This window comes from Acinetobacter sp. GN11 (genome assembly GCF_054823985.1).
Genome location: NZ_JRVL01000015.1, coordinates 20,035 through 46,077, shown reverse-complemented (window position 1 = coordinate 46,077; position 26,043 = coordinate 20,035). Strand labels below are relative to the sequence as shown.

The window sequence follows — 26,043 nt, the reverse complement described above, 5'->3', positions numbered from 1 at the left end:
TTGAACGTTCAATCAATAACAAGTATGATATGTAAAAATCAATGAATTTTTGAAGATTAGCACGAGGAATAAAGCGCTAAAATCAAAAGTTCTTAAGGATAGGATGATGCGCATAAGTACATTACTTATCACGTTATTTTGAGAAAATACACCGATTGCAAGGAGCAATAAGATGGTGTTGAAAAGTGATAAATATTCTTCAGACCATATTCGGTTAAATCGTTTTGTATTTTGGAGTTCAGCCATCAGTATTGGCATTTTTGGCCTACTTTTTGTGCTGTTTCCAGAGCAGAGTCAATTTTGGTTGACCTATATACAAGAGCAGGTAAATCACTTTTTTGGGTGGTATTACATGCTGGTTATTGTGCTGTGTTTGGGCTTTGTCGCTTGGCTCGCTTTTTCAAAAGTAGGGCAGATTCCATTAGGAAAAGACGACGACAAACCTGAGTTTAGTTATCTGGCTTGGACTTCAATGTTGTTCTCGGCAGGTATTGGGATTGCGTTACTTTACTATGGTGTTGCCGAACCTGTTGATCACTTCTTGAGACCACCAGAAGGTGAGGCCGGAACCATTCAAGCTGCCCGAAATGCCATGACCTATAGCTTTTTGCATTGGGGTATTCATGGCTGGGTACTCTATGCATTGCTTGGAGTCACTCTAGGTTACTTCGCTTTTAGACAAGACCTGCCCTTAGCATTACGTTCAGCGCTTTATCCAATTTTTGGAGAGCGTGTTCATGGCTTGGTGGGAGATTTTGTTGATGGTTTTGGGATTTTAGCAACAGTTATTTCCTTGGTCACCAATTTAGGAATTGGTGCTTTGGTACTCGTATCTGGCATTTGCTATTTACTTCCTCAAATTCCTGATAACTCTGTGACCTTAATTACTGCCGTTCTGGTCATGATGTTTGTTGCCACGATTACGACAGTGGTCGGCATCGAAAAAGGTCTGGCATGGTTATCTCGTATTAATTTACGTCTACTGTATGCCTTACTTTTATTTGTATTTTTAACAGGTCCTACAAATCATTTATTAAATGGTCTTGTGCAAAATACGGGTGATTATCTAAGCAATTTTATTGGTAAAAGCTTTGATATGTATTTATACAACCAGAAGGCAAGTGGTTGGTTAGGTTCGTGGACAGTATTTTATTGGGCATGGTGGATTGCTTGGGCACCTTTTGTAGGGATGTTTATTGCCCGTATTTCAAAAGGACGTACAATTCGAGAAGTTATTCTGGGTGTATGCCTGATTCCATTAGGCTTTACGCTGGCTTGGATCTCGGTTTTTGGAAATACGGCAATTTACTTTATCTTGAACCAAAAACAGAAAGTTTTGGGTGATATGGTCTTAACTGATCCGGCATTATCTTTATTTAAGTTACTCGAATATCTGCCATTTAATCCTTATGTTGCTGGCATTGTTGTTGTAATTTGTTTCGTTTTATTTTTGACACCAGTTGGCTCTGGTACACTAATGATCGCTAATTTGTCCTCAAAAGGGGGCACCAATGATAGTGATTCACCGATCTGGTTACGCGTCTTTTGGTCTGTGGTAATTACCATTGTAAGTATTGGCTTGTTACTAGCCGGTAGTTTTAACTCCATGCAAAGCGCTGTGGTGTTATGTGGTTTACCATTTTCAGTCATTATTTTGCTTTATATGTTTGGCTTAGCCAAAGCGTTAAAGCAAGATGATTTTGACCCTCAATTAGTGAAAAAGCAGTTAGCTGTTTCAAAAGACATTTCGGTTCCGTCGAATTGTGACCAGAATAAAGTGACTGAGGTTTTATAACCTTAACCGATCACATCTATATATTATTTTTTTGCGTTTAAAGTCGTCTTTTCATTGTTTTAAATAAGAGTGAAAAGACGAAATTAAATATTTGTTTTTATTTTATTCCTTGAGGATTGTATGGCAACAGATAATCCAAGAGCAGTTGATGATTTAACATTATCTAAATCTAAAAAAGACCCGCTCAACCGTGTGGTTTTTTATTTTTCAGCTGTACTTATTTTAATTTTTTCGCTCGTCACGTTTTTGTTCAACGATTTTGCAAACCAAGTGATGAACACCGTACTTCAGTGGGTAACGTCAACCTTTGGTTGGTATTATTTGCTTGCCGCAACGCTATATATGGTTTTCGTGATTTTTATTGCCTGTTCAAGATATGGCAGTATTAAATTAGGACCAAAGCATTCAAAGCCTGAGTTTAGTGTACTCAGTTGGTCTGCGATGCTGTTTTCGGCTGGCATCGGTATCGATCTGATGTTCTTCTCGGTCGCTGAACCATTATCTCATTATATGCAACCGCCAGTCGGAGCTGGTCAAACTTACGAAGCCGCGCGCCAAAGTATGGTTTGGACACTGTTTCACTATGGTTTAACGGGTTGGTGTATGTATGCCTTGATTGGCATGTCATTGGGATACTTTAGCTATCGTTATAACTTACCACTTACCATTCGTTCTGCACTTTACCCAATTTTCGGGAACAGAATTAATGGGGCAATTGGGCATAGTGTTGATACGGCTGCCGTCATCGGGACAATTTTTGGTATTGCAACGACCTGCGGGATTGGGGTGGTACAGCTGAATTATGGCCTACATGTGTTATTGGGAGTACCAGAAAATATCTGGATGCAATTTATCCTGATTGCTGTCGCGGTCGGTATTAGTATTATTTCGGTGACATCTGGGGTCAATAAAGGCCTGCGGATTTTATCTGAAATCAATATTTATGTTTCGGTCGGGTTATTGCTGTTTATTTTATTTTTAGGAAATACTGAGTTTTTACTCAATGCCCTTGTTCAAAATATTGGCGATTATTTAACTCGGTTCCCAGCTTTAGCATTACAAAGTTTTGCTTTCGAACAGCCTAAAGAGTGGATGAGTAGTTGGACTTTTTTCTTCTGGGCGTGGTGGATTGCTTGGTCTCCATTTGTTGGACTCTTTCTGGCACGTATTTCAAGAGGGCGTACCATTCGTGAGTTTGTGTGCGGTACCTTAATTATTCCACTTCTATTTACACTCACATGGTTATCCATTTTTGGTAATAGCGCACTGCACAGCGTTATTTTTGAAGGAAACCAGACCTTAGCAGCGACTGTGTTGGCAAATCCGGCTCATGGTTTTTATGACCTGTTAGCCCAATATCCGGGCTTTACCTTTATTGCTTCAATTGCCACCGTAACAGGGCTTTTGTTTTACGTGACTTCTGCCGACTCGGGAGCGCTGGTTTTAGGTAACTTCACGACTAAACTTACTAATATTGATAATGATGCGCCGCGTTGGTTAAGTGTGTTTTGGGCAGTTGCAATTGGTTTGCTCACCTTAGCAATGCTCATGAGCAACGGAATTACCGCTTTGCAAAACGCAACCATCATTATGGGTTTGCCGTTTAGCTTCGTGATGTTCCTTGTGATGGCCGGACTTTATAAATCGCTAAGGCTTGAAGATTACCGGCAAGCCAGTCGAAGTATGAATGCAGCTCCCGTGGTAGGGAACGTTGATATTCTGAACTGGAAACAGCGTTTAACTCGAGTCATGCATCATCCGGGAACCACTGAAACCCAACGCATGCTAGATACAGTTTGTCTACCGGCTGTTCAGGCCGTTGCTGGTGAGCTTATTAAGCAGGGAATGAATGTGGATGTGCAGCAAACGCTACTCGAAGATGAAGACACGCTTTACCATCTCGACTTCACTATTCATTTGGAAGAAGAACAAAACTTTGTTTACCAGATCTGGCCTGTACGCTATAGCGCACCGAATTTCAGTCAACGTGTGAAACGGGGTAAACAGTTCTATTACCGACTTGAAACCTATCTTTATGATGGCTCTCAAGATAACGACCTCGTTGGTTACGGTAAGGAACAGGTTATTAATGACATTTTAGATAAATATGAAAGACATATGACGTTCTTACATATTAATCGTATTAGCCCAGGGAACCGACCTTTGTTCCCAGATCCACAAGCTTAAGAGGACAATGCATGGCTTCTCCTTATCTACATTCTTTTGCTTTATTTTTCTCTTTGCTCAATCCATTTTTAATGAGCATTTATATGATTGGCTTAATCCGCCATTCAGAAACAAAGGTGTTTAATAAAGCACTGATTCAGGGAAGCTTGATTGCTTTTGTTGTATTCATGCTATTTGCATGGGGCGGCGAAACAATTTTTAGTAAATATCTGAATGTACGTTTTGAAGCCTTCCAGATTTTTGGAGGTCTTATCTTTTTGGTCATTGGCTATCGCTATGTTTTTCAGGGTGCCGATACGATTGGTGAAATGCGTGGAGCGCCAGAACATCTGGCTGGCACCATTGCAATGCCATTTATGATTGGCCCCGGAACTATTAGTGCGGCTGTGGTTACAGGCATTGAAATGTCAATTGGTGAGGCAGCGCTAGTGATTGGCTTCACGCTGTTTTTAACCTGTAGTATTTTGATTTTGATGAAATTTTCACATGATCATTTACGCTATAAACATGCCAAGCATATCGACCGTTATTTCGACATTGTGGGACGTTTATCTGCTTTATTAATCGGAACGATCGCCATTGATATGATTATTAATGGTGTGACAGGCGTTATTACTAAAGTATAGCGAGTGATCTGTAAGACCCTGCTATGCCATTAAGCGTGGAATAAAATGGCATAGCATGTTCTATAAAACTTTAAAATAAATGATGCAGCTATAAAAAATAACTTTAAAAATAATGCTTTAAAAAATTAGATTTTAAAAAACAATCAGAGATATTAAAAAATACAATGCCATGTTGTGGATTTAATCATGTTTTTTTTGTGAATTATCAACCATAATGTTGACTGAGCTTGTTTTAAGACACAGAGTTGAGCTATGCCTACATTAGATGAAATAACCACAGCAACTGATGATCAGTCTGAATTGACGATGTCAGTTTTGATGACGCCTGATATGGCAAATTTTTCAGGTAATGTTCATGGTGGTACGATTCTAAAACTACTAGATCAAGTTGCTTACGCTTGTGCGAGTCGTTATTCGGGTGGCTACGTGGTGACGTTATCTGTAGATAAGGTGAATTTTAAAGAACCTATTTATGTGGGTGAGCTGGTAACCTTCTTGGCAAGTGTTAACCATGTAGGCCGTACTTCAATGGAAGTGGGAATACGTGTTGAAGCCCAAAATATCCAGAAGCGTACAGTGCGCCATACCAATAGCTGTTATTTCACCATGGTTGCCGTTGATGAACAGAGTAAGCCGTGTGAAGTGCCTCAATTAAATCTTAATACTGAGTGGAAACGTTGCCGCTTTGAAGCAGCCGAGCACCGTAAGGTTTTACGTCTACAAGAAAATCACAACCCATCTTGTAGCATGTATAAAAAATCTTCTTAAAAAAAAGATCGAACCGCAGCATGGTTCGATCCTTTTCTTCTTTACTGAAATTCAGCATCCATTTTTCATTTCAGTAAAATTATCTCTGAGCTTGGAGGAGAGTGCTGAGAGAATTAACGAGTTGCAGGAGCAGCTTCAGAAGCAGAACCTACAGCATCAGATGCAGCATTTGCTGTGTTTGCTTGTTCTTGAGTTGAAACAACAACTTTCTCTTCACCAGCAGTGCTGTGTGCTTGTTCATGTTTAGACGCAGCGAAAGTTGAAGCAGCAGTTAAAGCTAAAGTTGTTGCAAGTAAAGTCTTAGCTAATTTCATTTTATGGCATCCTTAAATTCATTAAAAAAGTAAATCAAACCTAATCGTTCATACCTACATGAAACGTGTATGGCTGAATGACTAAGCTAGGACACATGCTAAGCCGAGCTTGGGATTACATCAATTAACTTAACAATCTATTACGCCTATCTTAACAATATGAAATATACGGGCCGTTTATGTGCGGAATCTGTAAAGTTAACCGGCTTAAATACACCTTAAAATGTGTAAAAATATTTCTTCTTGAATGAAAAAAAACCAATTGTGTTACGTAAACCTAACACTCTGGCATGAATTGTGAATGCGTATAAATAGAATATTCCGTTTGAATTGTAATTATCTAAAGTTAATTTAGATTTTAAATGAGATGTAAGTCTCATTATTGGTTTGTTAAGTAAAAATTAAAAAATCATCAGCCAAGTTTAAAAATCATTTACATGACAAAAAAGAGTGATATACCTAAAATGCTTTAGACCGTTTTAGTGTGAGTGACTCGTGAAATTTATTGCCCAAAAAACTGTTCCTACCCATATTATTTCCGGTTTTTTAGGGGCAGGCAAAACCACATTATTACAGCATTTATTAAGCCAGAAGCCTAAAGATGAGGTTTGGGCTGTATTAATGAATGAGTTTGGGCAAATTGGAGTAGACCAACAACTCTTACCTCAAGATGAGGGATACGCAGTCAAAGAACTATTAGGTGGTTGCTTGTGTTGTAGCAGTCAATTGCCTATGCATATTGCTTTAGCCCGTCTATTAAGTGAGCAAAAGCCAGACCGACTCTTTATTGAGCCGACTGGACTTGGACATCCTTCTCAGTTATTTGATCAACTGACTGAGCCGCATTGGCAAAGCAGTTTAGCTATGCGAGCATTAATTACTGTTGTAGATGGTAGTCGTTTACATGATACAAATTGGGTCAAGCAAAACCTTTATGAAGATCAGTTAAAAGCTGCTCAGATTGTTGTAGTCTCACATACTGATGTGATGACTTTTGAAGATGATCAGGCGCTTGAGTTATTAAAAGAAGAATATCAGCCTTATCAACAAGGGTGGATTAAAACTGAACATGGTCAGTTAGCGTTAAATAAAATTGATGTGGCTGCTCGTTTAACCGAGCGCTCTATTCAACCTTTACTTAAACTTCAAAAACAAATGACTGAAACTGACGTCGTGAAAGAAATTCAGCAGTTACCTTATCATTATGTCGAGTCGGCACAAGGTTATATTGTCGCGGGTTGGAAATTGCCTAAACGCTGGAAATTTGAGTTTTATGCTTTGCTCGATGTGTTATGTGCACAAAAAGACTGGCTGCGAATTAAGGGAATTTTTAATACAGATCAAGGTTGGAAAACCTTTAACTTTAATCCTCAGCAATTTAATTATAAGTCTGGCGAAGAGGGAATCGATAACCGGATTGAAATGATTAGCCAACAAGAACACGATTGGTTGGCATTTGAAACTGATTTATTGAATTGCCGAATTGAAGACTAGAGAACATTGAGAAAAAGATGATTCAATGTTCTCTAGAACGGATTTAAGGTTTGGTATTTAGCACGGCTTTAGCTTGAGCATGGTCAATATCTTTTTCCCAGTGAGCAATCACTACGGCCGCAACGCAGTTACCGATTAAGTTAGTGCAGGCACGAATAATGCCAATGAACCAGTCCACAGAAAGTAGAAGTACTAGACCAATCGCAGGCAGGCTTGGAATAACTGAAAGCGTGGCTGCAAGAATAACTAAAGCTGAGCCGGGAATGCCGTGTGCACCTTTAGAAGTAATGAGCGAAACTAACAAAATAGCCAGCAAGTCATGCGTAGATAAATCAATATTGCAGGCTTGCGCAATAAAAATTACCCCTAAAGTTAAATAAATTGAAAACCCATCTAGGTTAAAAGAATAACCAGTAGGAATAACCAGTCCTACAGTTGAATCTTTAATTCCCAGATTTCTGAGTTTTTTCATAATTTGGGGTAAAACAGAGTCAGAAGACGCTGTACCCAAAACAATGGCTAATTCATCTTTAAAATAAGCCACAAATTTGAAGATGTTTAGGCCGGCAAGTTTTAAAATTGAACCTAAAACAACAACAACAAATAAAATGCAGGTCGCATAAAACAGTAAAACTAAATAACCCAATTGTAGAAGTGAATCTAAACCAAATTTAGCGGTGGTATAGGCCACTGAACCAAAAACACCAATTGGAGCTAAACGAATAATCAGCCCCATAATTTTAAAGAAGACTTCAGAAAAAGCTTCCAAAGCCTGACGTACCAGCTCTGCCAAATGTTTAGGAACTAAAAGTAGTGCTACACCAAATAAAATAGCAATTAATAAAACTTGTAAAATATCGCCGTTTGCAAAAGCAGCCGTGAAGGTTTTTGGAATAATATTGAGCAGAAATTCCGAACCTGTGTGCATTTCATGTGCACGTTCGGTATAGGTACTTAAATCTTTTGCATCTAAATGGCTGATATCGATATTCATGCCGACGCCCGGTTTAAATACATAGGCCACAATAATGCCTAAAACTAAAGCAATACTGGTAACCACTTCAAAATAGAGAATGGTTTTTGCACCGACTTTGCCCATTTTTTTTATGTCATTTGCACCATAAATGCCGAGCACAACGACACAAAACACAATTGGTGCAATCAGCATTTTAATTAAAGAAATGAAGCCATCACCTAAAGGCTTTAAAGATAGGGAGAAATCATGAAAACCAGCCCCAACTGCAACTCCTAGAAAGAGAGCACAAAGAACCTGTAAAAATAAACTACGTTTAAGCTTTTGCCACATAAGTCATCAATTTTAGCAAGAGGAGAATATTTCTCTTTCAAGCAAAAAACCGGCCAACTCTCAAGCAAGCAGAGCGTTTTGGAAGAATATGCAAATTTCCAATTACTATGTTGTGGATTGCTCAGTTTTTTTATAAATTTTTACCTAAAATCGAGTATCCTTAGCGCCAAATTTTGGAACATATTAATCATGGCGCTTAAAGCAACAATTTATAAGGCAGACTTGAATATTGCCAATATGGATGACCATATTTATGGTGATTACCAACTGACGCTTGCCTTGCATCCTTCAGAAACTTTAGAACGTTTAATGGTTCGTTTGATGGCCTTTGCCCGTTTTGCAAGTGATGAGCTTGAGTTTACTAAAGACCTTTTTGAAACTGACGAACCAGCATTATGGCAAAAAGATTTAACGGGTCAGTTAGAAACCTGGATTGAAGTGGGTTTACCATCTGAAGATAAAGTCAAAAAAGCCAGTTCGCGCTGTAAAACAGTTGCGGTTGTTGTTTATGGCACACAAGTCGAAGAATGGTGGAAGCGAAACAGTAAAATTAAAACGTTAAGTAACGTTCAGGTTTGGCAAATTGCCCCTCAAAGCACAGCTGAGCTCGAACAAATCTGTGAACGCACCATGCAGCTACAATTAAATGTTATGGACACAGAGTGGACTCTTTTAGGTGAAAAGGGTCAGGCAAATGTTGTGTGGACGCAGTTACAGTAAAATAGAAAAGCGCAACAAATTCTACAGATTCAATTGGTACACTAAGTACCAGTTGCTATTTAGAAATTCGATTTAAGGGGTAAACCATGTCAAATGAACTAGAAATTATCGATTTAAAAGTAGGTGAAGGCAAAGAGGCGGTTAAAGGCGCTTTAATTACGACTCACTACACTGGTTGGTTAGAAGACGGTACTAAATTCGACTCTTCAATTGACCGTGGTAACTATTTTGAATGCGTAATTGGAACAGGCCGTGTCATTAAAGGCTGGGACCAAGGCATCATGGGAATGAAAGTTGGCGGCAAACGTAAATTAATCGTGCCTTCTCATTTGGCTTATGGTGAACGTAAAATGGGTAAGATTATTCCAGCTAATTCTAATTTAATTTTTGAAATTGAATTATTTGATGTCAAAACTCGTGACTAGTGAAAAATAGAAGCCTTTGAGAGGGCTTTCTTGTTTATATGAGCTTTAAATATAAATACATTCATAATTTATATTTTAGCTTTTTGAATATTTAAGATTATTTTCAGATTATTTGATTATAAATGCTGACTGAAAAACTGTTCATTTGTGGGCAGTGTGATATTAAGACCAAATTTCAGAAAGTTTGTGTCTTAACTTCAAATTTCACATAAATAATCTATATTGTTATTGAGACGCTATTTCATGATTATCCGCTTTGCATCTCCTTTGTTGAATCTTACGCTTGGATTGGCCCTTACAGGCATGTCTGGTATGGCATTGGCTAAACCACAAAAACTCGATGCTTCAACACTTACGGTCATTGGCTATCATGAAGTTACTGATACAAAAAATGCAATGATTCCTCAATATGCAGTCACTACTCAACAATTTACACAGCACGTTGAATGGCTACAAAAAAACGGGTTTCATTTTATTACGGTTGATCAATTAATTCGTGCGCATCAAGGTAAAAATCCACTACCGACTAAGCCAGTATTATTGACCGTAGATGATGGTTATCAGTCTTTTTATCAAAATATATATCCTGTTATTAAAGCAAAAAAAATTCCGGTTGTTTTGGCTGTAGTAGGTTCATGGTTAGAACCAAAAGCAGGGCAGAAAGTTGATTTTTCAGGGGAAGAAATCTCTCGCGATAAAATCTTGAGCTGGAATGAACTTAAAGAGATGCAAGACAGCGGTTTAGTCGAAATCGCGAATCATAGCTATCATTTGCATCGTGGTATTACAGGTAACCCGCAAGGTAACTCTGAACCTGCCGCAACTACTCGTTTTTATGATGTTAAAACACAAACATATGAAAACGATAAACAATATCAGGCACGAATCTATGGCGACCTGAAAAAGAATAATGACTTATTAAAAGCGCATGGCTTACGTTCGCCACGTGTTATGGTTTGGCCATACGGTCGCTATAATATGCAAACTGTCCAAATTGCAAAAAATTTAGGCATGCCTGTGACCATTACACTTGATGATGGGGCAGACCATGCAAAACAATCTCTACAAAATATGAGCCGTATTTTGGTAGAAGGCGGAATGACAACTGATGATTTGGCTCAAGAAATTAAAAACCGTGAATTAAATTTAACGGATAACAATCGTCCGCAAAAAATCATGCATATCGATTTGGACTATATTTATGATCCAGACCCGAAACAACAAGAGCGTAATTTAGGACACTTGTTAGATCGAATTAATGGCATGGGTGTAAATACAGTTTATTTACAGGCATTTTCAGATCCAGATGCGAATGGTTCTGCGGATATGGTTTATTTCCCAAACCGCCATATTCCTATGCGTGCGGACTTGTTTAACCGTGTTGCATGGCAAATTCAAACGCGCACTTCTGTAAGCCGTATTTATGCGTGGATGCCGTTATTGGCGTGGGAACTACCAAAAACTGATCCTGTTTCTAAGGACTTGGTGGTAACTCAGCAGGAAAAAGCGGGTGAGCACCTTAATATGGGCTATATTCGTTTAAGTCCGTTCTCAGCAGATGCACGCCAAACTATTCGTGAAATTTATCAGGATTTAGCTAAATCAACGCCGTTTAACGGACTTTTATTCCACGACGATGTCACCTTATCTGATTATGAAGATGCAAGCCCTGATGCTTTAAAAGCTTATGCAAAACAAGGTTTGCCAACAGATTTAGCAAAAATCCGTGAAAACGATCAAGACTTGCAAAAATGGACTGCATATAAGACAAAATATCTAGATGATTTTGCAATGCAACTCGTTGATGACGTGAGACAATATGAGCCGTTCTTGGTCACTGCACGTAACTTATATGCGCAGGTAGCTTTAAAACCATATGCAGAAAACTGGTATTCACAATCGCTTGAAGAGTCATTAAAGCGTTATGATTTTACAGCTATTATGGCAATGCCTTATATGGAGCAGGTCGATAACTCAGATCAGTTCTATAAAGACATGGTTGATCGCGTGAAACAATATCCTAATGGCCTCAAGAAAACCGTTTTTGAATTACAGGCAACCGATTGGCGTAAAAATGAAAAGGTACCTTCAACTGAAATGGCAGCAACAATTCACTCACTTTATCAGCAAGGTGTAATGCATGTCGGATATTACCCTGATGACCCAATCAAAGATCATCCGGATGTTGATGTAATGCATAAAGCATTTGCTGAAAAATCATCTCGTCTTGTGCCGTAGTCGGGGCTGAAACATGACAATCTTTGCTGCAATATGGTCGCATGCTTTAAAATTCGTTTTTTATTACCCATTATTCATGTCGTATTTATGGATGATGGGTGCGATCATTTTCTATTGGAGAGAACGTCAGGCTCCGCCTTATGATCAACCCGCTCCATTGGAAAGTTATCCAAAAGTCGCTGTATTAGTTCCTTGTTTTAATGAAGGGGATAATGCAGAGGAAACCATTAGCCATGCTTTAAAACTGGACTACCCTCATTTTGAAGTCATTGCGATTAATGATGGCAGCTCAGATAATACAGGTGAAGTACTCGACCGTTTAGCAGAACAACATGAAAAATTACGTGTTGTTCATTTGGCGCAAAACCAAGGTAAAGCCATGGGGTTGCAAGCCGGAAGCTTAATGACTGATGCCGAGTTTTTAATTGGTATTGATGGTGATGCTTTACTTGATCCACATGCAGCAAAGTGGATGATTCGTCATTTCCTTGAAAATCCAACGGTTGCAGCTGTTACTGGAAACCCGCGTATCCGTACTCGCTCAACTTTATTAGGGCGTATTCAGGTCGGTGAGTTTTCTTCAATCGTAGGTATGATTAAACGTGCACAGCGTACCTTTGGTCGCTTGTTTACCGTGTCGGGTGTAGTTACTGCTTTTCGTAAAAGCGCTGTTCACCAAGTCGACTATTGGTCACCTAATATGTTGACCGAAGATATCGATATTACTTGGAAGTTACAGCGTGCAGGTTGGGATATTGAGTTTGAACCGAATGCCTTGGTTTGGATTTTAATGCCTGAAACCCTCAATGGGTTGTGGAAACAACGTTTACGTTGGGCAATGGGTGGCGCACAAGTATTAATTAAAAATATTGATGTGTTCACTAAACCAAAATTGAATTTTTTATGGCCTTTAATGTTTGAGCTTTGCTTAACTTTAGTATGGTCATATTTAATGCTAGCGATGGCTTTGTTGTGGTTGGTACATTTTATTTTACCACTCCCCGCATTAGCTGTTGTGAGCTCCCCATTTTTACCGTATGGTACCGGTATTTTATTGGGGGCAACCTGTCTAATTCAGTTTGCTTTAAGCAAATGGATGGATAGTCGTTATGAACCGCATCTAGGAAAAAACTATTTCTGGATGATCTGGTATCCATTGGTCTTTTGGCTAATCACTATTTCAGCAACCATTGTGGCATTTCCAAAAGTCTTACGACGTGGAGATGAGAAACGAGCACGTTGGGTGAGCCCGGATCGGGGCATTCGCTAGAATGAAATGCAAGAGTCATGAGATTTTAAAGATCGTGCTGTATTGATGTCTGGGGAAAAACCACAGCACTTCGTTAGGTAAAGAGAGAAATGAAGACAGATTCGTTGATTATTGATTTACGCCGTCAATTACCATGGCATAAACGCTATGCTTCTACAACAAGCACAGCCATGATGTGGGCGGTTTGGTTGTTGTTGTGGCGTCCGTTCGTGTTTGTATGGCTATTGGTTGAACTACAAAAAACTCATTTGGTACACCGTTTATTTAGTGCCTTTGGTGTAGGACTTGAACATGGCCTTAGCGCATTAATTGCTTGTGCAATTTGCTTATTGTTATGGAGCCATGTGCTACCAGAGCGCCGTGTCGGTGGTAGTGCACTTAAAGCAAAACAGACTGATGATTATTCACGCTATTTTGATTTACCTGAACATGAAATTGAGCAGGGGCGTAGCCAAAAAATTACAGTCGTTCACCACGATGAATTAGGTAAAATCGTGAGAGTTGAATAACGATTAGCCATAAAATAAAGCCTACTTTAAGTGGGCTTTATTTTTTTAAGAATTAAGAAATCCAAGAATTCGTTGCTTGACTTGATCGATGTAAAATTCATCATGAGTGACACGGTACATCAAGATTGCTCCTTCATAATCAGCAATACTTTGTTTTGCTAAAATCTCAGCTCGATCTTGAGCAATGCAACAAGCAAAAATAGATTGAATAGCCAGTTGCCAGTCCTGAAAAATACTACGTATTTTGGCTAAAATTTCAGGTGATCCATATGCCGCCTCCATTGAAATTACCCCAATCAGGCAACCATTCACGCCTTGGGTAAAAAACTGGACAGCACGTTTATGCATTTGCTCAAAACGTTCAATGGCTGAGAGTTCTGAACTTGCAGTCGTTCCAAATAAAGAATGGATTAAATATTGATGAGTGCCATTTAACACTTCAAGCAAAAGCGCCTCTTTATTTGGATAGTAATAATAAAAAGAAGCTTTGGTGAGGCCGCAAGCCTTTGCTAGCATGTCCATGCTCGTTCCTGCATATCCATAAGTTTTAAACTGCAAAGCGCAGTGCTTAAGCAGATCTTCTTTAGTCAGTTTTTGCGGTCTCATTTCACATCATCCAAAACATAAAACAGGTTTATAAAAAACCATCAAAAGTGGTGCGGATTTTACTCCAGATTTGTTCAGCATCTTTTTTAAAATAGCCCATGTGGGCAATAGTTTTCATAGCAACATCTTGAGGTTGAAGACTGACGTATGAAACTTGAGCCTGTCGATAATGCTGCATAAATGCCCGACAAGAAGTAGGTAAAGCCCAATCATCATCTAGGGCAGAAACTGCATAAATTGGGGTTTTGACAGAAGCATATTGTTCAATTAAATGTTGTTGTTCTGGATCAGCAAAAAAATACTTAGGGTTTTTACACCATTTACGCCACTGTTTATAAACATTGAGGGGTAAATCAGAACCCATATTAAATTTGCTCCAAGGCAAATAACCTGTCACGGCAACGATGGGTGGAAACACGATATTCCAGACCACTTGAACTTTAAAACGCTCTTTAAGTGGCATATAGCCATGCCAGCCCGCACCTGTACCAAAGGTGTAGCAGGCCAATAATTTCTCATGATTAGGTAAGAGCCCTAGCGCATGGCCACCATAGGAATGACCAACCATTAAAAGGGGTAAAGGTTCTTTTGCTAAATATTCAATCGCGCCTGCTAAGTCATATTGTCCCCAGTCTAAATAAGACATATCAAATCCTTTTAAAGATTTTGGACTTGATTTCCCAACGCCTCGATAGTCAAAACTAAATATTTGATAGCCATATTGGGTCATATATTCAGCAAAGCGACGGTAAAACTCATGCGGGACGCCCGTTGCTCCAGCAACGACAATATTGGCTTTAGCTGGTGTCGTCGTAAAGTAACGTGTGCCATGGAGTTGATAGCCATCTAAAGCCGGAAATTGTACATTTTGGCTAAGCTGATCTTTCGTTTGAGTCGCTAATTGCATTGCTTTTCTCTTTATTTTTCTTGCTTGATTAAGCCCTATTTACCTTTAAAAACAGGAGATCTTTTTTGCAACATGGCAAAAACTCCTTCTTGTACATCTTCAGTTTTTAGTAGCGGATGGAGATGGCTTTGTAAATGGCTAAATGCAGTTTCATAACCTTCATTGATGGCTTCACGTGCAGAGGCAAGGGTGGCTTTTACAGCAAGTGGTGCAGCTTGAGCGATATGTTCAGCAAGTTCTATTGCACGGTTGAGCTCCGTACCTTCAGGGCAAATTTCTGTAATTAGGTTCATATCCAAGGCAGCTTTTGCATCAAAAGGGTCACCTGTCAGTAAATAGCGCATGGCTTTGGCCCAACCTGCGGCTTGAGTAAACCGCGCTGTTGCCCCACCAAAAGGTAAGATGCCGCGTTGAACTTCCATTTGTGCAAACTGAGTATTTTCACTTGCTAAAGCAATGTCTGCATTAAGAAATAGTTCGATACCAGCGGTATAACAATAGCCTTGTACCGCAACAATCAAAGGTTTACTCAGTTTTCGACCCACAGTGCCCCAAGGGTTTACTTCTTCATCACTAAAATCAAAAACACCTGTAGCAAGCTTAGGTTGTAATTCAACCAGATCTAACCCAGCAGTAAAATGGTCACCATGGGCAAATATTACTGCACAGCGCAGCTCATCATTATTTTCATATTCGGTGAGCGCTAGTGATAAATCTTTAATCAGGTGGCTATCAAAGGCATTACGTTTTGCTGCCCGATCTAGTCCAATTAAAAAAATATGTCCGCGAGTTTCACGGCTAACTTTTCCTTCTTGATTTGACATGTCGTGATGTCCTTTATTTGTCTTTAATAAGTTTTTAAACGATCGTTAGAAAACTGTCAAATACAATTTATAGACTACTTCGTAAACAAAAATAGAAGGAAGGATCAAAATAAAACTAAACTTTTATTCTTAAGATTAATATAAATATGAGGGGGAGAATAACCCGATGAGTAGTCTCAATCAGGTTATAAAACATTATATTGGACGACGTGAATACATCAATAACCCTAGGCATAACAGGGTTAAACCTAAAATAAGATGTGAGCTGAGCTGTTCATGGTTGAACCATGTTCCCCAAAATGTAGCTAAAACTGGAGTAATAATGGTAATGAGCAACACAGTGGTCGGTTGTAGGACTTTAATGAGTTGATAATAAAAAATCATGGCAAGCACAGATGAAAAGACAGCACTGTAGAGCACTGCTATTGAAATTTTAAGGCTCGGAAATTCAGTTGGAAGATGTGACCAAAAGAAAGGTAACAGGCATATATAACCGATCCATGAAACAAGGGTGGCACCTGTCATTTGTGTAATTGGTGGAATATGCGCACCAACAGATTTTACAGCAAAAGTCGACAATACATAAAATAGCATCGCAATCAGCTCTAACATAATACCGATACGGTTGAGCTGAAAACCTGATGAAGACAGTCCTAAAGTAAAGCTCATCCCAACAAGAGCGATACCCAGCCCAAGCCACTGCCATGCCGAAAAACGTTCACGTCCTAATAAAAAAGAGCTGATGAGTCCGGACACTAACGGAGAAGTCCCGTAAATAATTGAAATAATGGCAGAGGGGACTTTATCTGCACCCATATAGCAAAAGGCCATAGAACCAAATAAGCCAATGGCTCCGGCACAATAACTTAAAATAGCTTTTTTACTAAAGATGAGTTTTAAACGAAAAAATCGTAGACAGATTAAGGCTATTGGAATCGCCAAACTGAATCGAATAAATAACCCCCATGCCCAGTGAATTTCTTGTACTGTCCAGACGGCCGCGAGTGGGGTAAGCGACCAAATAATGACGACAGCAATAAATTGGCCGGCTGTAGCAAGGCGAGTCGGAGATGAAGATAATGCTACAGCCGGCTGAATCTGCGGGGTGGATATACTCTGTTGTTCAAATAATGGCTTCATAGAAAGCTCCAGAAAGTTTGTTCTTTAGTGTTTTAACAGGGCATAAAAAAAGCCGCGTTTTATGGCGGCTTGTGATGAAAATCAGAGGATATATTACAAATTAAATATCTCGATTTTCGTATCTAAAGCGCCAAATTGTCCTAAATAAGGACGTCGCCAATCGGCCATAGAGACATTGACCTCTAAGGCATAGAATTGGTGAGCCAGACATAAATGGGCTTTAGATAAAAACATGATAAGTATATTAAAATATAGATGATATTTTTATAACACAGAAATAGAAAAGTACAAATTATATTCAAGCATGAACCACAGATTTTTTGATTTCAAATTAGCAGTTTGCTTAAATTGATATTTTTCTCATAATACCTCGTCGAATTGATCTCTATAAGAAGCTGTTCTTATGTCACCTCTAGAAATTTTTGCGGTCTTAATTAGTCTCATTGGAGTTGGATTAACCGTCATCCGTAATATGTGGTGTTGGCTGTTTAATTTCTTTGCCTTTGTTTTATATGCCTATTTGTTTTACGAATTTAAGCTGTATGGCGAAACAATTTTGCAGTTCTTTTTTATGGTCGTAAATTTTTATGGCTTTTACTATTGGTTTAAAGGAAAGCAGCAAGATCACGACATTCGAATTGAACCTATTGCAGTTCAAACCGCTATCATCCAAATGATTATTGCTGCGGTAGGTGGCTTACTGTTTGGTTTAATTCTTAAAAACTTTACTGATGCAGCAGTACCGATGCTCGACTCACAGCTTGCAGCATTTAGCTTGCTCGCAACGTATTGGACCAGCCGAAAGCATATTGCGACTTGGGTACTTTGGGTATTTGTCGATATTATTTATGTGGGCATGTTTATCTATAAAGATTTATTTTTAACAGCTGCGTTATATGCAGCATTTGTTTTGATGGCCGCTTATGGTTGGTATCAATGGGAAAAAGTTAAAAAGAAACAGTTTTTAGCCTCTAACCAGCTTTAATTTGGAGAGTGATCATGTTGTTGAGCTTAGATGTCTATAAACAACAACAGTTTGATCTGATTGCTGCAAAAATAATGGCAGAGCCAAAACAGTATTGTGAATTTAGTTCAGTGTCAGATTTTTATAATGCCGCGTGGCTCAAAGATTTCCCACAAGGCAGCCAGATTTCTGCCACTGGCTTAGATGACGGTGCTGAAGAGTTTTATGCGGTTGTTCAATTTAAACAGCAGTATTTAAAGTTTGATATTAAAGAAAGCCTTTCGGCACTGATTTTTCAAGATATGAATGGGAAAGTATCTAAGTGTAATTTTTAATTTAAGAAATAAAATCACAAAAAAAGCGACTTAACGTCGCTTTTTTTTAATAAATAAATTTGGAAATTTTGTTTGCTGTTTCAACAACGAGGCTTGCGATATCTTCTTTAAATGTTCTTTCATCGTAAGTGGTAATTGGACAACTCACAGAGATAACAGCAACCATTTTCCCGTTTGACTGTTTAAAAATAGGTGCCGCACAGGCTGCCATATCATGATTGTAATGACCCCAGCTCACCATGGTTTTTTGGGTTTTTACATAGACTAATCTTTGTAATAGGGTTTTTAAATTGGTTGGAGTCAGTTCAGAAAAACTATCCCAATCATCAAAGTTACGATAACGCTGACTTACTTCGGTTTCAGGTAAATCAGACAATAACATTTGACCAATGACGGTTGCATGAGCAGGCCAGCGAGTCCCTAAGCTAATGTTGCTCGTGAAGGTTCCCATCGACTGAATGTTATTTACAAAGACAATATGAGTGCCTTCTAAAATTGAAAGGTGTACCGCAAGTTTGGTTTGGTCACGTAGTTCTTTCATTAATGGTGTCGATAAATCGAGTAATGAAAGTTTAGATAAACTGTTAAAACCAAGCTCCATGACTTTGGAATCGAGAGCATAAGTTTTTTGAGATGCTTTTCTTAAATAGCCACAAGATTCGAGTGTATAGATCAGACGAAATGCACTAGAACGGTTCACTTCTAAAATTTCAGCAATTTCTGTAATGGTCATTTCTTGCGCTTGTTGGTTAAATGCTTGCAAGATAGCTAAACCCCGTACAAGTCCGGGTACTAAATAACGATCATCATTTTTTGTTGTTTCTGATTCTTGCGAATCTTCTTCAATTGCTATGCTCATTCGTGTCATTTTCCTATAAATAAAACATGATTCAATTTGGGGCATGCTGCTTTATTTTATAACTATTGTAATTGTTAAAAACTCATAAAACAATTTTTATATTCAAAACTTTGTTTCTTGTTTGAAACGTAACAAAATATTTAAAATTAATTAAGTGAATGAATTTTATGTTTATTTTTACTTTGACAAAAAATGATCAAGGGGATTATGCTTAGCTCATGTTTTGAAAATTAAATTATGTTTTGTATATAAAACAAAATGAGGACGCAAGGTATGAGTTGGATCTCAATTTGTCAGCAGGGTGACGTTAGCGAAGATGAGCCGAAAGCCATCGAAATTGAAGGAAAGAAAATAGGCGTATTTTTCATCGATGAAAATTACTTTGCTATCGAAAATGTTTGCCCTCATGCGTATGCCTTATTAACCGAAGGATTTATCGAAGATCAGACTGTTGAATGTCCATTGCACGAAGCAATTTTTGACATTCAGACAGGTGAGCTAAAAAGTGGACCCGGGTGTAGAAACCTATGTACGTACCCAGTTCGTGTTGAAGGACAGGATATTCAAATTCAACTCTAGTCCTCACATGTACAAGGAAGCAGAACAATGAAGACATTTAATGAAAAGTTGGCAAGCTGGATTCATGCAACGCCGGCAACCGAAGCAGGCATCAACAATATTCAAATTCCTGGTCAATCTGAATTGTTGGTTTGGCAAACACGTTATAAAGAACCAACGCTCTACGAACAAGATTTTGTAAAGAACTTGATTCAGGCATTTTCTGCGGGCGCAACAGAGTTAGATGACGTTGTTTCTGCACTTAATCAACAGGGTTTCCGCTGTGAATCTGGTGATGAATGGACTTCTGCAAGCTTTACAGAAGAAATGCAACGTTTAGGTTATTGATTCAGGGAAGAATAAAATGAACGCAATCGTATCAACTTCACAAAGCGCTGAAGAATATTTAGAACTTGGTTTACGTGACCAATGGCATCCGGTTTTAGCAAGTTGGGAAGTCGCTGCTAATCCAGTTGGAATTACTCGTTTAGGCGAGAACATTGTGGTGTGGCGTGATGCCGAAGGTCAGGTTCATGCACTTGAAGACCGCTGTCCGCATCGCGGTGCTCGTCTTTCACTTGGTTGGAATTTAGGCGATCGAGTTGCTTGCTGGTATCACGGTGTTGAAGTTCGTGCTGATGGTGTTGTTGCCGATGTGCCAGCCGTTCATGAATGTCCAATGACCGGAACTAAATGTCTAAAGAACTACCCAGTAATTGAGCAACATGGCGCAATCTTCATTTGGTTTGGTATCGATGCAAATGAAGAACCAGCGCCGCTTGAGTTTCCAGAGCAACTTGCAAGCGAAGAGTGGAGTGCATTCCTTTGCCAAGCAGACTGGAAAGTAAACCATCAGTATGCAATTGATAACGTGATGGATCCAATGCATGGTAGTTATTTACATGCGACATCGCACTCGATGGCAGATGGTGATCGTACCGCAGAGATGAAACACCGCACGACCGATAATGGCTTTGTTTTTGAAAAAGAAGGTCAATTAGGCGTGAACTTCGACTGGGTTGAATATGGTTCAACAGGTGCGAGTTGGTTACGACTTTCAATTCCATACCGTAAACAATTTGGCCCAGGTGGTGAGTTCTGGATTGTGGGCTATGCAACGCCAATTGATGCCAACAATACTCGTGTATTTTTCTGGCGCTGCCGTAAGGTGAGTGGTTGGCAACGTAATGTATGGCGCTTCTTATATCGCAATCATTTAGAGCAGTTGCATTGGGATGTATTGGAACAAGACCGAATTATTTTAGAAAACCTTGCACCACATGCGCGTGAAAAAGAGTTCCTCTATCAACATGATGTTGGGCTTGCACGTTTACGCCGTTTAATGAAAAAAGAAGCTGAAAAGCAATTAAAGAAAATTGCTGCGCTAAATGCATCAAACCGTATCGAGATGCAGGAAGAAGCTCATGGCTAATGTAGCGTTGTTGCAAGGCAAAAAAGTTTTAGTGACTGGTGCTGCGCGTGGTTTAGGTCGAGATTTTGCTCAAGCTATTGCCGAGGCAGGTGCTGAAGTTGTGATGGCAGATATTTTGTCTGACTTGGTGCAACAAGAAGTACAAGCTTTACAGAAACAAGGGCTAAACGTTCATGCTGTCACCGTTGACCTTGCCAATGCAGACTCTATTGAAAATGCGGTTGCAAAAAGCGTGGAAGTATTAAAAGGACTAGATGGCCTTGTGAACTGTGCGGCACTAGCAACCAATGTTGGTGGAAAAAATATGATTGATTACGATCCTGAACTTTGGGATCGGGTCATGAATATTAATGTAAAAGGCACATGGCTGATCAGTAAGGCATGCGTTCCACACTTAAAGCAGTCGGCTGCTGGCAAAATTATTAATGTTGCTTCCGATACTGCTTTGTGGGGCGCACCAAACCTAATGGCTTATGTGGCAAGTAAAGGTGCAATTTTTGCCATGACACGTTCGATGGCAAGAGAGTTGGGGCAGTTCAATATCTGTGTCAACACATTGTCTCCAGGTCTGACTTTGGTTGAAGCAACTGAATATGTACCGCAGGAACGTCATGATTTATATGTCAACGGAAGAGCGATTCAGCGTCAGCAACTTCCACAAGATTTAAATGGAACAGCATTGTATCTACTGTCGGATTTGTCCTCTTTTGTGACAGGTCAAAATATTCCGGTCAATGGCGGTTTTGTCTTTAACTAAGGAGTAGTCAAATGATTACAGGGATCGAGATTTTAAAGTTTGGAGTTGAAGATAGAGCCGCTTCGAACAAGTTTTTGGCAGATTTCGGTTTAAGTCAAAGTGCTTCGGATATTGAAGGCACAGATCTTTACCAAACCCAAAATGGTAGCAAGATTTATCTATTTAATTGTGATGATGACCGTCTACCACCTGCGATTGAGCAAGGTTCAACTTTACGTGAAGTCACTTGGGGTGTTGATCATGCTCAAGACCTTGAAGACTTGGCAGGCCGCCTAGCTGATGTAAATGGTTTTAAGCGTTTTGAAAATACAGTTCAGTGTCTTGACCCAAATGGCATGACTATTCGTTTTGAACAAAGCTTTGTTAAAGATGTGTCTGAACTCAAAACGGAAGGCATTAACCAATACGGCAACATTCAACGTGTCAATGCAGCAAGTCCTGTTTATGAAAAAGGACAACCTGTTGCGATTGGACACGTGGTGTTCTTCACACCGGATTTGGCAACAACTGAAAACTTCTATATTGAAAAAGTAGGCTTTCATTTATCGGATGCCTATAAAAATCGTGGTGCATTCTTACGTTGCCGCGGTGAAGGTTATCACCATGATTTATTCTTGCTCAGTGTTCCAAATAAACCTGCTGGTCTAAATCATGTTGCATTTGTCGTACGTGATATCCATGAGGTGATTGGGGGCGGTTTAAATATGAATCGTTCGGAATGGTCAACCTTTATTGGGCCGGGGCGTCACCCAATTTCTTCTGCTTATTTCTGGTACGTCAACTCACCATTGGGTGGTGCATTTGAATATTACACCAACGATGATTATTTGACAGAAGAATGGCAGCCACGTGTAGAAGAACACCGTCTAGAGCTTTTCACAGAGTGGGCGATTGAAGGTGGTCTTGATGACACAACCCGCCGTCAGGTGAAGCCTGTTTAACAGGTATTGCTGAACAAGGAAGATGGCTATGGAAAAGATCGTAATTGTAGGTGCCGGACAGGCAGCAGGTTGGGCAGTAAGTACCTTACGTCAAAATGGTTATGTCGGCGAAATTCATGTGGTTTCAAATGAAAATCAAGTGTTTTATGAGCGCCCGCCATTGTCTAAGCAAGTACTTTCAAAAGAAGCAACTTATGAAAGTTTGAATCTGTTCTCTTCTGAGCAAGTTCAAGAATTCAATATTCACTGGCACAAACCTGAAATTGCGACAAAAGTCGACCGTGAACATAAACAGGTTCATCTCGAAAGTGGTCAGGTTTTGCCCTATGACAAATTACTGATTGCAACAGGAAGTCGTGCACGTGTGCCAGTGAATACATGGCAGTTCATTCCAAATGTTGTGACCCTACGTAATGTCTATGACTGTGAACGCTTGGCTAAAATTTTAAAGAATGCAAAGAATGTTGCTGTGATTGGCGGTGGCTGGATTGGTTTAGAAATTGCTGCAACTGCACGTAAGCAAGGTAAAGAAGTTCATATTTTTGAATATGGCGACCGTTTATGTGCAAGAAGTGTGAGTCCTGAAGTGTCTGCATTTTTAAAAAATATGCATGAAACTCAAGGTACACAAATTCACTTAGACAGCAAGAGCCTTCATTTAATTGAAGCACCAGAGAAAAAAGTTGAAGTAGTAAACCACCCACACAATAGTCAGTTATTTGACTGCGTTGTGGTAGGTGCAGGCGCTGAAATTGCCAAAGAGTTGGGTGTTCATGCTGGTCTCGATGTGAAAGATGGCATTGTGGTGAATTGTTTTGGGCAAACTTCAGATCAAAACATTTATGCCGCAGGCGATGTCGCAATTCATCCGAGTTTGGGTTATTGCATTCAGTCTTGGGCAAATGCACAAAATCAGGCAATTGCCGCAGCGAAGTCGATGCTGGGTATTGAAACTGAATATACCGATATTCCATGGTTATGGTCTGATCAATACCACTTTAATATCCAGATATTAGGTACGTATCAACCTGAAAAAACGAAAGAGTTAGTGATTCGCCAAGGCGGTGAAGATCAGGTGAGTTATTTATATCTGGACCATGAAAATCGTTTGCTCAACATGATTGCCATTAATGACTCGAAGCTAGTCAAACTGGCAAAACGTTGGATGCAAGCCAATACCGTTTTAGATCCAAAGCTGTTAGCAGATGCTGAATTTAATGTCATGAAGTTAAAACCGTAAACATTAAATCTGGTTCTCATTACCAAATCGAAGGAATGACACATGAGTAATGAAGAAAAAAGTGGATTGAAGCATTGGGTACCTGCTTTTGTCCTTATGGTGTGTGTGGTACTGGCATTTTTCGACAAGATTAGTATTGCGGTTTTATTTTCAGATCCGCATTTTCAAAGCTCGATGGGAATCGCTGGAGATAAAGCCAAGCTCGGATGGCTCATGACAAGTTTCTTGCTTGCTTATGGTTTTTCATCAGTCTTTCTAAGCTTTCTGGGTGACATTTTTAACCCAAAGAAAATGCTGTTTTGGAGTGTAACGTCGTGGGGTTTACTCATGTTTTGCATGGGGTTTACCACTAGTTACTCAGGCATGTTGATTTTACGTGTACTGCTCGGTTTGGCAGAAGGTCCATTGTTTGCTTTGGCCTATGCCATTGTGAAGCAGACTTACACAGACCGCCAGCAAGCACGTGCTTCGACCATGTTCTTACTTGGAACGCCGATTGGTGCATTCCTCGGGTTCCCAATCACTGCAAATGTTTTGGCACACCATGACTGGCATACCACTTTTTTTGTGATGGCTGGTTTAACACTAATTGCCATTTTCAGCATTGTTTTTGGTTTACGTAATTTGCAACTTAAGAAAACTGTCGAAATTGATGGTGAGAGTAAACGTACCAATTTCAAAGGCCATATTGCCAATACTAAATTGCTCTTAAGCAACAGTGCATTCTGGCTGGTTTGTCTTTTTAACATTGCATTGATGACTTATTTGTGGGGCTTAAATAGCTGGGTTCCTTCTTACTTAATGCAAGACAAAGGCTTCAACCTCAAAGAATTTGGGATGTATTCAAGCTTTCCATTCATTGCCATGTTAATTGGCGAAATCATCGGCGCGTTTTTATCTGACAAGTTGGGTCGCCGTGCAATTCAAGTCTTTAGCGGCTTATTACTCGCAGGCATTTTCATGTATGTGATGGTCATCATGACCGAGCCATTATTGATTATTGCAGCGATGTCTTTAAGTGCGATGGCTTGGGGTTTTGGAGTGGCTGCTGTATTTGCTCTGCTTGCAAAAGTAACGACCTCAAATGTAGGGGCGACTGCGGGCGGAATATTTAACGGTTTGGGTAATTTTGCAAGTGCAATTGCACCTGTACTTATCGGTTACATCGTGATGCAAACACATAGTTTTAATTTGGGAATTACCTTCTTGGCTGCTGTCGCTGTCATCGGGTCATTTTTCTTGGTTCCTCTTTTAAAACGATATTAATTCACTGTATAGGAGTTTAAAAAATGACTACACAACAATTCGAATCGTGGGCACAACCAGAAAATTCTTCTTTAGAAGATTGGTTAAACACGCGTATTGCTCGCTTTGAGACACGTAAATATGACTTTGAGGCTTTGAAGTTCCAAGCAGATTACGACCCGAAATATCGCCGTGCGCAAATGCGTTACATGGGTACAGGCGCAACAGGTGTTGCAAATGACGGTAACACTGTACCAGCAGAAAACTTTACGTTTTCGACCATGGTGTTGCCACCACAGTGTGAAGGTCCTTTGCACATTCACCACGACGTTGAAGAAGTTTTCTTTATGCTTCGCGGCGAAATTGATTTGTTCATTGAGCACAATGGCGAAAAATTCGAAACCCGTTTAAAAGAGCGTGACCTAATTTCAATTCCACCGGGTATTTACCGTGGTCTGTTTAACCCAGGTCAAGAAGATGCCTTGATGTGTGTGATGTTGGGAACAGGTAAACCAACCATTCCGAACTATCCACCAGAGCATCCATTGTCTCAAATCAAACGTTAATTGTTTGATGAAGTGAA

27 protein-coding genes are annotated in these 26,043 nt (G+C 39.5%); 20 read left to right on the top strand and 7 right to left on the bottom strand.

Going from position 1 to position 26,043, the window contains the following annotated elements:
* Positions 1 to 172: 172 nt before the first annotated feature.
* The 4 genes from NL42_RS02095 (at position 173) to NL42_RS02080 (ending at position 5,376) form a co-directional block, all read left to right on the top strand.
* Positions 173 to 1,795, top strand: a complete 1,623-nt coding sequence (locus NL42_RS02095) for a BCCT family transporter (RefSeq protein ID WP_461311590.1) — start codon at positions 173 to 175, stop codon at positions 1,793 to 1,795.
* Between the two features lie 120 nt (positions 1,796 to 1,915).
* On the top strand, positions 1,916 to 3,982 hold the full coding sequence (locus NL42_RS02090) for a choline transporter (RefSeq protein WP_461311589.1): 2,067 nt from the start codon (positions 1,916 to 1,918) through the stop codon (positions 3,980 to 3,982).
* A gap of 11 nt (positions 3,983 to 3,993) precedes the next feature.
* The gene (locus NL42_RS02085; protein WP_461311588.1) at positions 3,994 to 4,608 is read left to right on the top strand and encodes a MarC family protein; all 615 of its coding nucleotides are present in this window, start codon (positions 3,994 to 3,996) and stop codon (positions 4,606 to 4,608) included.
* 252 nt (positions 4,609 to 4,860) lie between these two features.
* Positions 4,861 to 5,376, top strand: coding sequence for an acyl-CoA thioesterase (locus NL42_RS02080; RefSeq protein WP_003653152.1), 516 nt, complete (start codon positions 4,861 to 4,863; stop codon positions 5,374 to 5,376).
* A gap of 113 nt (positions 5,377 to 5,489) precedes the next feature.
* Here the strand turns inward: NL42_RS02080 and NL42_RS02075 are convergent, their stop codons facing one another.
* Entirely contained in the window at positions 5,490 to 5,690 is a 201-nt protein-coding gene (locus NL42_RS02075) for a hypothetical protein (RefSeq protein ID WP_016138977.1), read from the bottom strand.
* A gap of 495 nt (positions 5,691 to 6,185) precedes the next feature.
* On the opposite strand from NL42_RS02075, the gene NL42_RS02070 reads away from it, so the two are divergent.
* Positions 6,186 to 7,184 carry a CobW family GTP-binding protein gene (locus tag NL42_RS02070; RefSeq protein WP_461311587.1) on the top strand — a complete coding sequence of 333 codons (999 nt, stop codon included), beginning with the start codon at positions 6,186 to 6,188 and terminating at the stop codon, positions 7,182 to 7,184.
* A gap of 43 nt (positions 7,185 to 7,227) precedes the next feature.
* On the opposite strand, the gene dctA is transcribed toward NL42_RS02070, so the two are convergent.
* Positions 7,228 to 8,490: a C4-dicarboxylate transporter DctA gene (gene dctA / locus NL42_RS02065; protein ID WP_461311586.1), complete on the bottom strand. Its 1,263-nt coding sequence runs from the start codon at positions 8,488 to 8,490 to the stop codon at positions 7,228 to 7,230.
* A 189-nt stretch (positions 8,491 to 8,679) separates the two neighbouring features.
* Here dctA and NL42_RS02060 point away from each other — a divergent pair, with 189 nt between their 5' ends.
* The 5 genes from NL42_RS02060 (at position 8,680) to pgaD (ending at position 13,652) form a co-directional block, all read left to right on the top strand.
* Entirely contained in the window at positions 8,680 to 9,210 is a 531-nt protein-coding gene (locus tag NL42_RS02060; protein ID WP_461311585.1) for a YaeQ family protein, read from the top strand.
* An 86-nt stretch (positions 9,211 to 9,296) separates the two neighbouring features.
* A complete protein-coding gene (locus NL42_RS02055) occupies positions 9,297 to 9,635 on the top strand; it encodes an FKBP-type peptidyl-prolyl cis-trans isomerase (RefSeq protein WP_016138973.1) in 339 nt (112 codons plus the stop codon).
* 243 nt (positions 9,636 to 9,878) lie between these two features.
* Positions 9,879 to 11,873, top strand: a complete 1,995-nt coding sequence (pgaB, locus tag NL42_RS02050; RefSeq protein WP_461311584.1) for a poly-beta-1,6-N-acetyl-D-glucosamine N-deacetylase PgaB — start codon at positions 9,879 to 9,881, stop codon at positions 11,871 to 11,873.
* 13 nt (positions 11,874 to 11,886) lie between these two features.
* Positions 11,887 to 13,143, top strand: a complete 1,257-nt coding sequence (pgaC, locus tag NL42_RS02045; protein ID WP_461311583.1) for a poly-beta-1,6-N-acetyl-D-glucosamine synthase — start codon at positions 11,887 to 11,889, stop codon at positions 13,141 to 13,143.
* A gap of 89 nt (positions 13,144 to 13,232) precedes the next feature.
* Positions 13,233 to 13,652 (top strand): poly-beta-1,6-N-acetyl-D-glucosamine biosynthesis protein PgaD, encoded by a 420-nt coding sequence (gene pgaD / locus NL42_RS02040; protein ID WP_461311582.1) that lies wholly within the window; start codon positions 13,233 to 13,235, stop codon positions 13,650 to 13,652.
* Positions 13,653 to 13,697: 45 nt separating this feature from the next.
* On the opposite strand, the gene NL42_RS02035 is transcribed toward pgaD, so the two are convergent.
* The 4 genes from NL42_RS02035 to NL42_RS02020 form a co-directional block, all read right to left on the bottom strand.
* Positions 13,698 to 14,258: a TetR/AcrR family transcriptional regulator gene (locus NL42_RS02035; protein WP_461311581.1), complete on the bottom strand. Its 561-nt coding sequence runs from the start codon at positions 14,256 to 14,258 to the stop codon at positions 13,698 to 13,700.
* A 28-nt stretch (positions 14,259 to 14,286) separates the two neighbouring features.
* Positions 14,287 to 15,165 (bottom strand): alpha/beta hydrolase family protein, encoded by an 879-nt coding sequence (locus NL42_RS02030; RefSeq protein ID WP_461311580.1) that lies wholly within the window; start codon positions 15,163 to 15,165, stop codon positions 14,287 to 14,289.
* 35 nt (positions 15,166 to 15,200) lie between these two features.
* Positions 15,201 to 15,989 carry a crotonase/enoyl-CoA hydratase family protein gene (locus NL42_RS02025; protein ID WP_461311579.1) on the bottom strand — a complete coding sequence of 263 codons (789 nt, stop codon included), beginning with the start codon at positions 15,987 to 15,989 and terminating at the stop codon, positions 15,201 to 15,203.
* A 195-nt stretch (positions 15,990 to 16,184) separates the two neighbouring features.
* Positions 16,185 to 17,129 (bottom strand): DMT family transporter, encoded by a 945-nt coding sequence (locus tag NL42_RS02020; RefSeq protein WP_461311578.1) that lies wholly within the window; start codon positions 17,127 to 17,129, stop codon positions 16,185 to 16,187.
* Between the two features lie 403 nt (positions 17,130 to 17,532).
* Between NL42_RS02020 and pnuC the strand changes: the two genes are divergently transcribed.
* The gene (pnuC, locus tag NL42_RS02015) at positions 17,533 to 18,114 is read left to right on the top strand and encodes a nicotinamide riboside transporter PnuC (RefSeq protein ID WP_461311577.1); all 582 of its coding nucleotides are present in this window, start codon (positions 17,533 to 17,535) and stop codon (positions 18,112 to 18,114) included.
* 14 nt (positions 18,115 to 18,128) lie between these two features.
* The gene (locus NL42_RS02010; protein WP_461311576.1) at positions 18,129 to 18,428 is read left to right on the top strand and encodes a hypothetical protein; all 300 of its coding nucleotides are present in this window, start codon (positions 18,129 to 18,131) and stop codon (positions 18,426 to 18,428) included.
* Positions 18,429 to 18,474: 46 nt separating this feature from the next.
* Here NL42_RS02010 and NL42_RS02005 read toward each other — a convergent pair whose 3' ends face one another.
* Positions 18,475 to 19,287 (bottom strand): IclR family transcriptional regulator, encoded by an 813-nt coding sequence (locus NL42_RS02005; RefSeq protein WP_461311575.1) that lies wholly within the window; start codon positions 19,285 to 19,287, stop codon positions 18,475 to 18,477.
* A gap of 273 nt (positions 19,288 to 19,560) precedes the next feature.
* Between NL42_RS02005 and NL42_RS02000 the strand changes: the two genes are divergently transcribed.
* The 8 genes from NL42_RS02000 to NL42_RS01965 are packed head-to-tail and all read left to right on the top strand — an operon-like array spanning position 19,561 to position 26,026.
* Entirely contained in the window at positions 19,561 to 19,866 is a 306-nt protein-coding gene (locus NL42_RS02000; RefSeq protein ID WP_461311574.1) for a non-heme iron oxygenase ferredoxin subunit, read from the top strand.
* Between the two features lie 27 nt (positions 19,867 to 19,893).
* Positions 19,894 to 20,193, top strand: coding sequence for a recombinase-like helix-turn-helix domain-containing protein (locus NL42_RS01995; protein ID WP_005070730.1), 300 nt, complete (start codon positions 19,894 to 19,896; stop codon positions 20,191 to 20,193).
* A gap of 16 nt (positions 20,194 to 20,209) precedes the next feature.
* On the top strand, positions 20,210 to 21,277 hold the full coding sequence (locus NL42_RS01990) for a Rieske 2Fe-2S domain-containing protein (protein ID WP_461311573.1): 1,068 nt from the start codon (positions 20,210 to 20,212) through the stop codon (positions 21,275 to 21,277).
* Complete coding sequence (locus tag NL42_RS01985; RefSeq protein WP_461311572.1) at positions 21,270 to 22,034, top strand: SDR family oxidoreductase; 765 nt, start codon at positions 21,270 to 21,272, stop codon at positions 22,032 to 22,034. Before NL42_RS01990 ends, NL42_RS01985 begins: the two co-directional genes overlap by 8 nt.
* A gap of 11 nt (positions 22,035 to 22,045) precedes the next feature.
* Positions 22,046 to 22,975, top strand: coding sequence for a VOC family protein (locus tag NL42_RS01980; protein WP_461311571.1), 930 nt, complete (start codon positions 22,046 to 22,048; stop codon positions 22,973 to 22,975).
* Positions 22,976 to 23,003: 28 nt separating this feature from the next.
* Positions 23,004 to 24,215: an NAD(P)/FAD-dependent oxidoreductase gene (locus tag NL42_RS01975; protein ID WP_461311570.1), complete on the top strand. Its 1,212-nt coding sequence runs from the start codon at positions 23,004 to 23,006 to the stop codon at positions 24,213 to 24,215.
* Between the two features lie 42 nt (positions 24,216 to 24,257).
* Positions 24,258 to 25,481 (top strand): MFS transporter, encoded by a 1,224-nt coding sequence (locus NL42_RS01970; protein ID WP_461311569.1) that lies wholly within the window; start codon positions 24,258 to 24,260, stop codon positions 25,479 to 25,481.
* A 23-nt stretch (positions 25,482 to 25,504) separates the two neighbouring features.
* Positions 25,505 to 26,026: a cupin domain-containing protein gene (locus NL42_RS01965; protein WP_003653112.1), complete on the top strand. Its 522-nt coding sequence runs from the start codon at positions 25,505 to 25,507 to the stop codon at positions 26,024 to 26,026.
* The last annotated feature ends 17 nt before the right edge of the window (positions 26,027 to 26,043 follow it).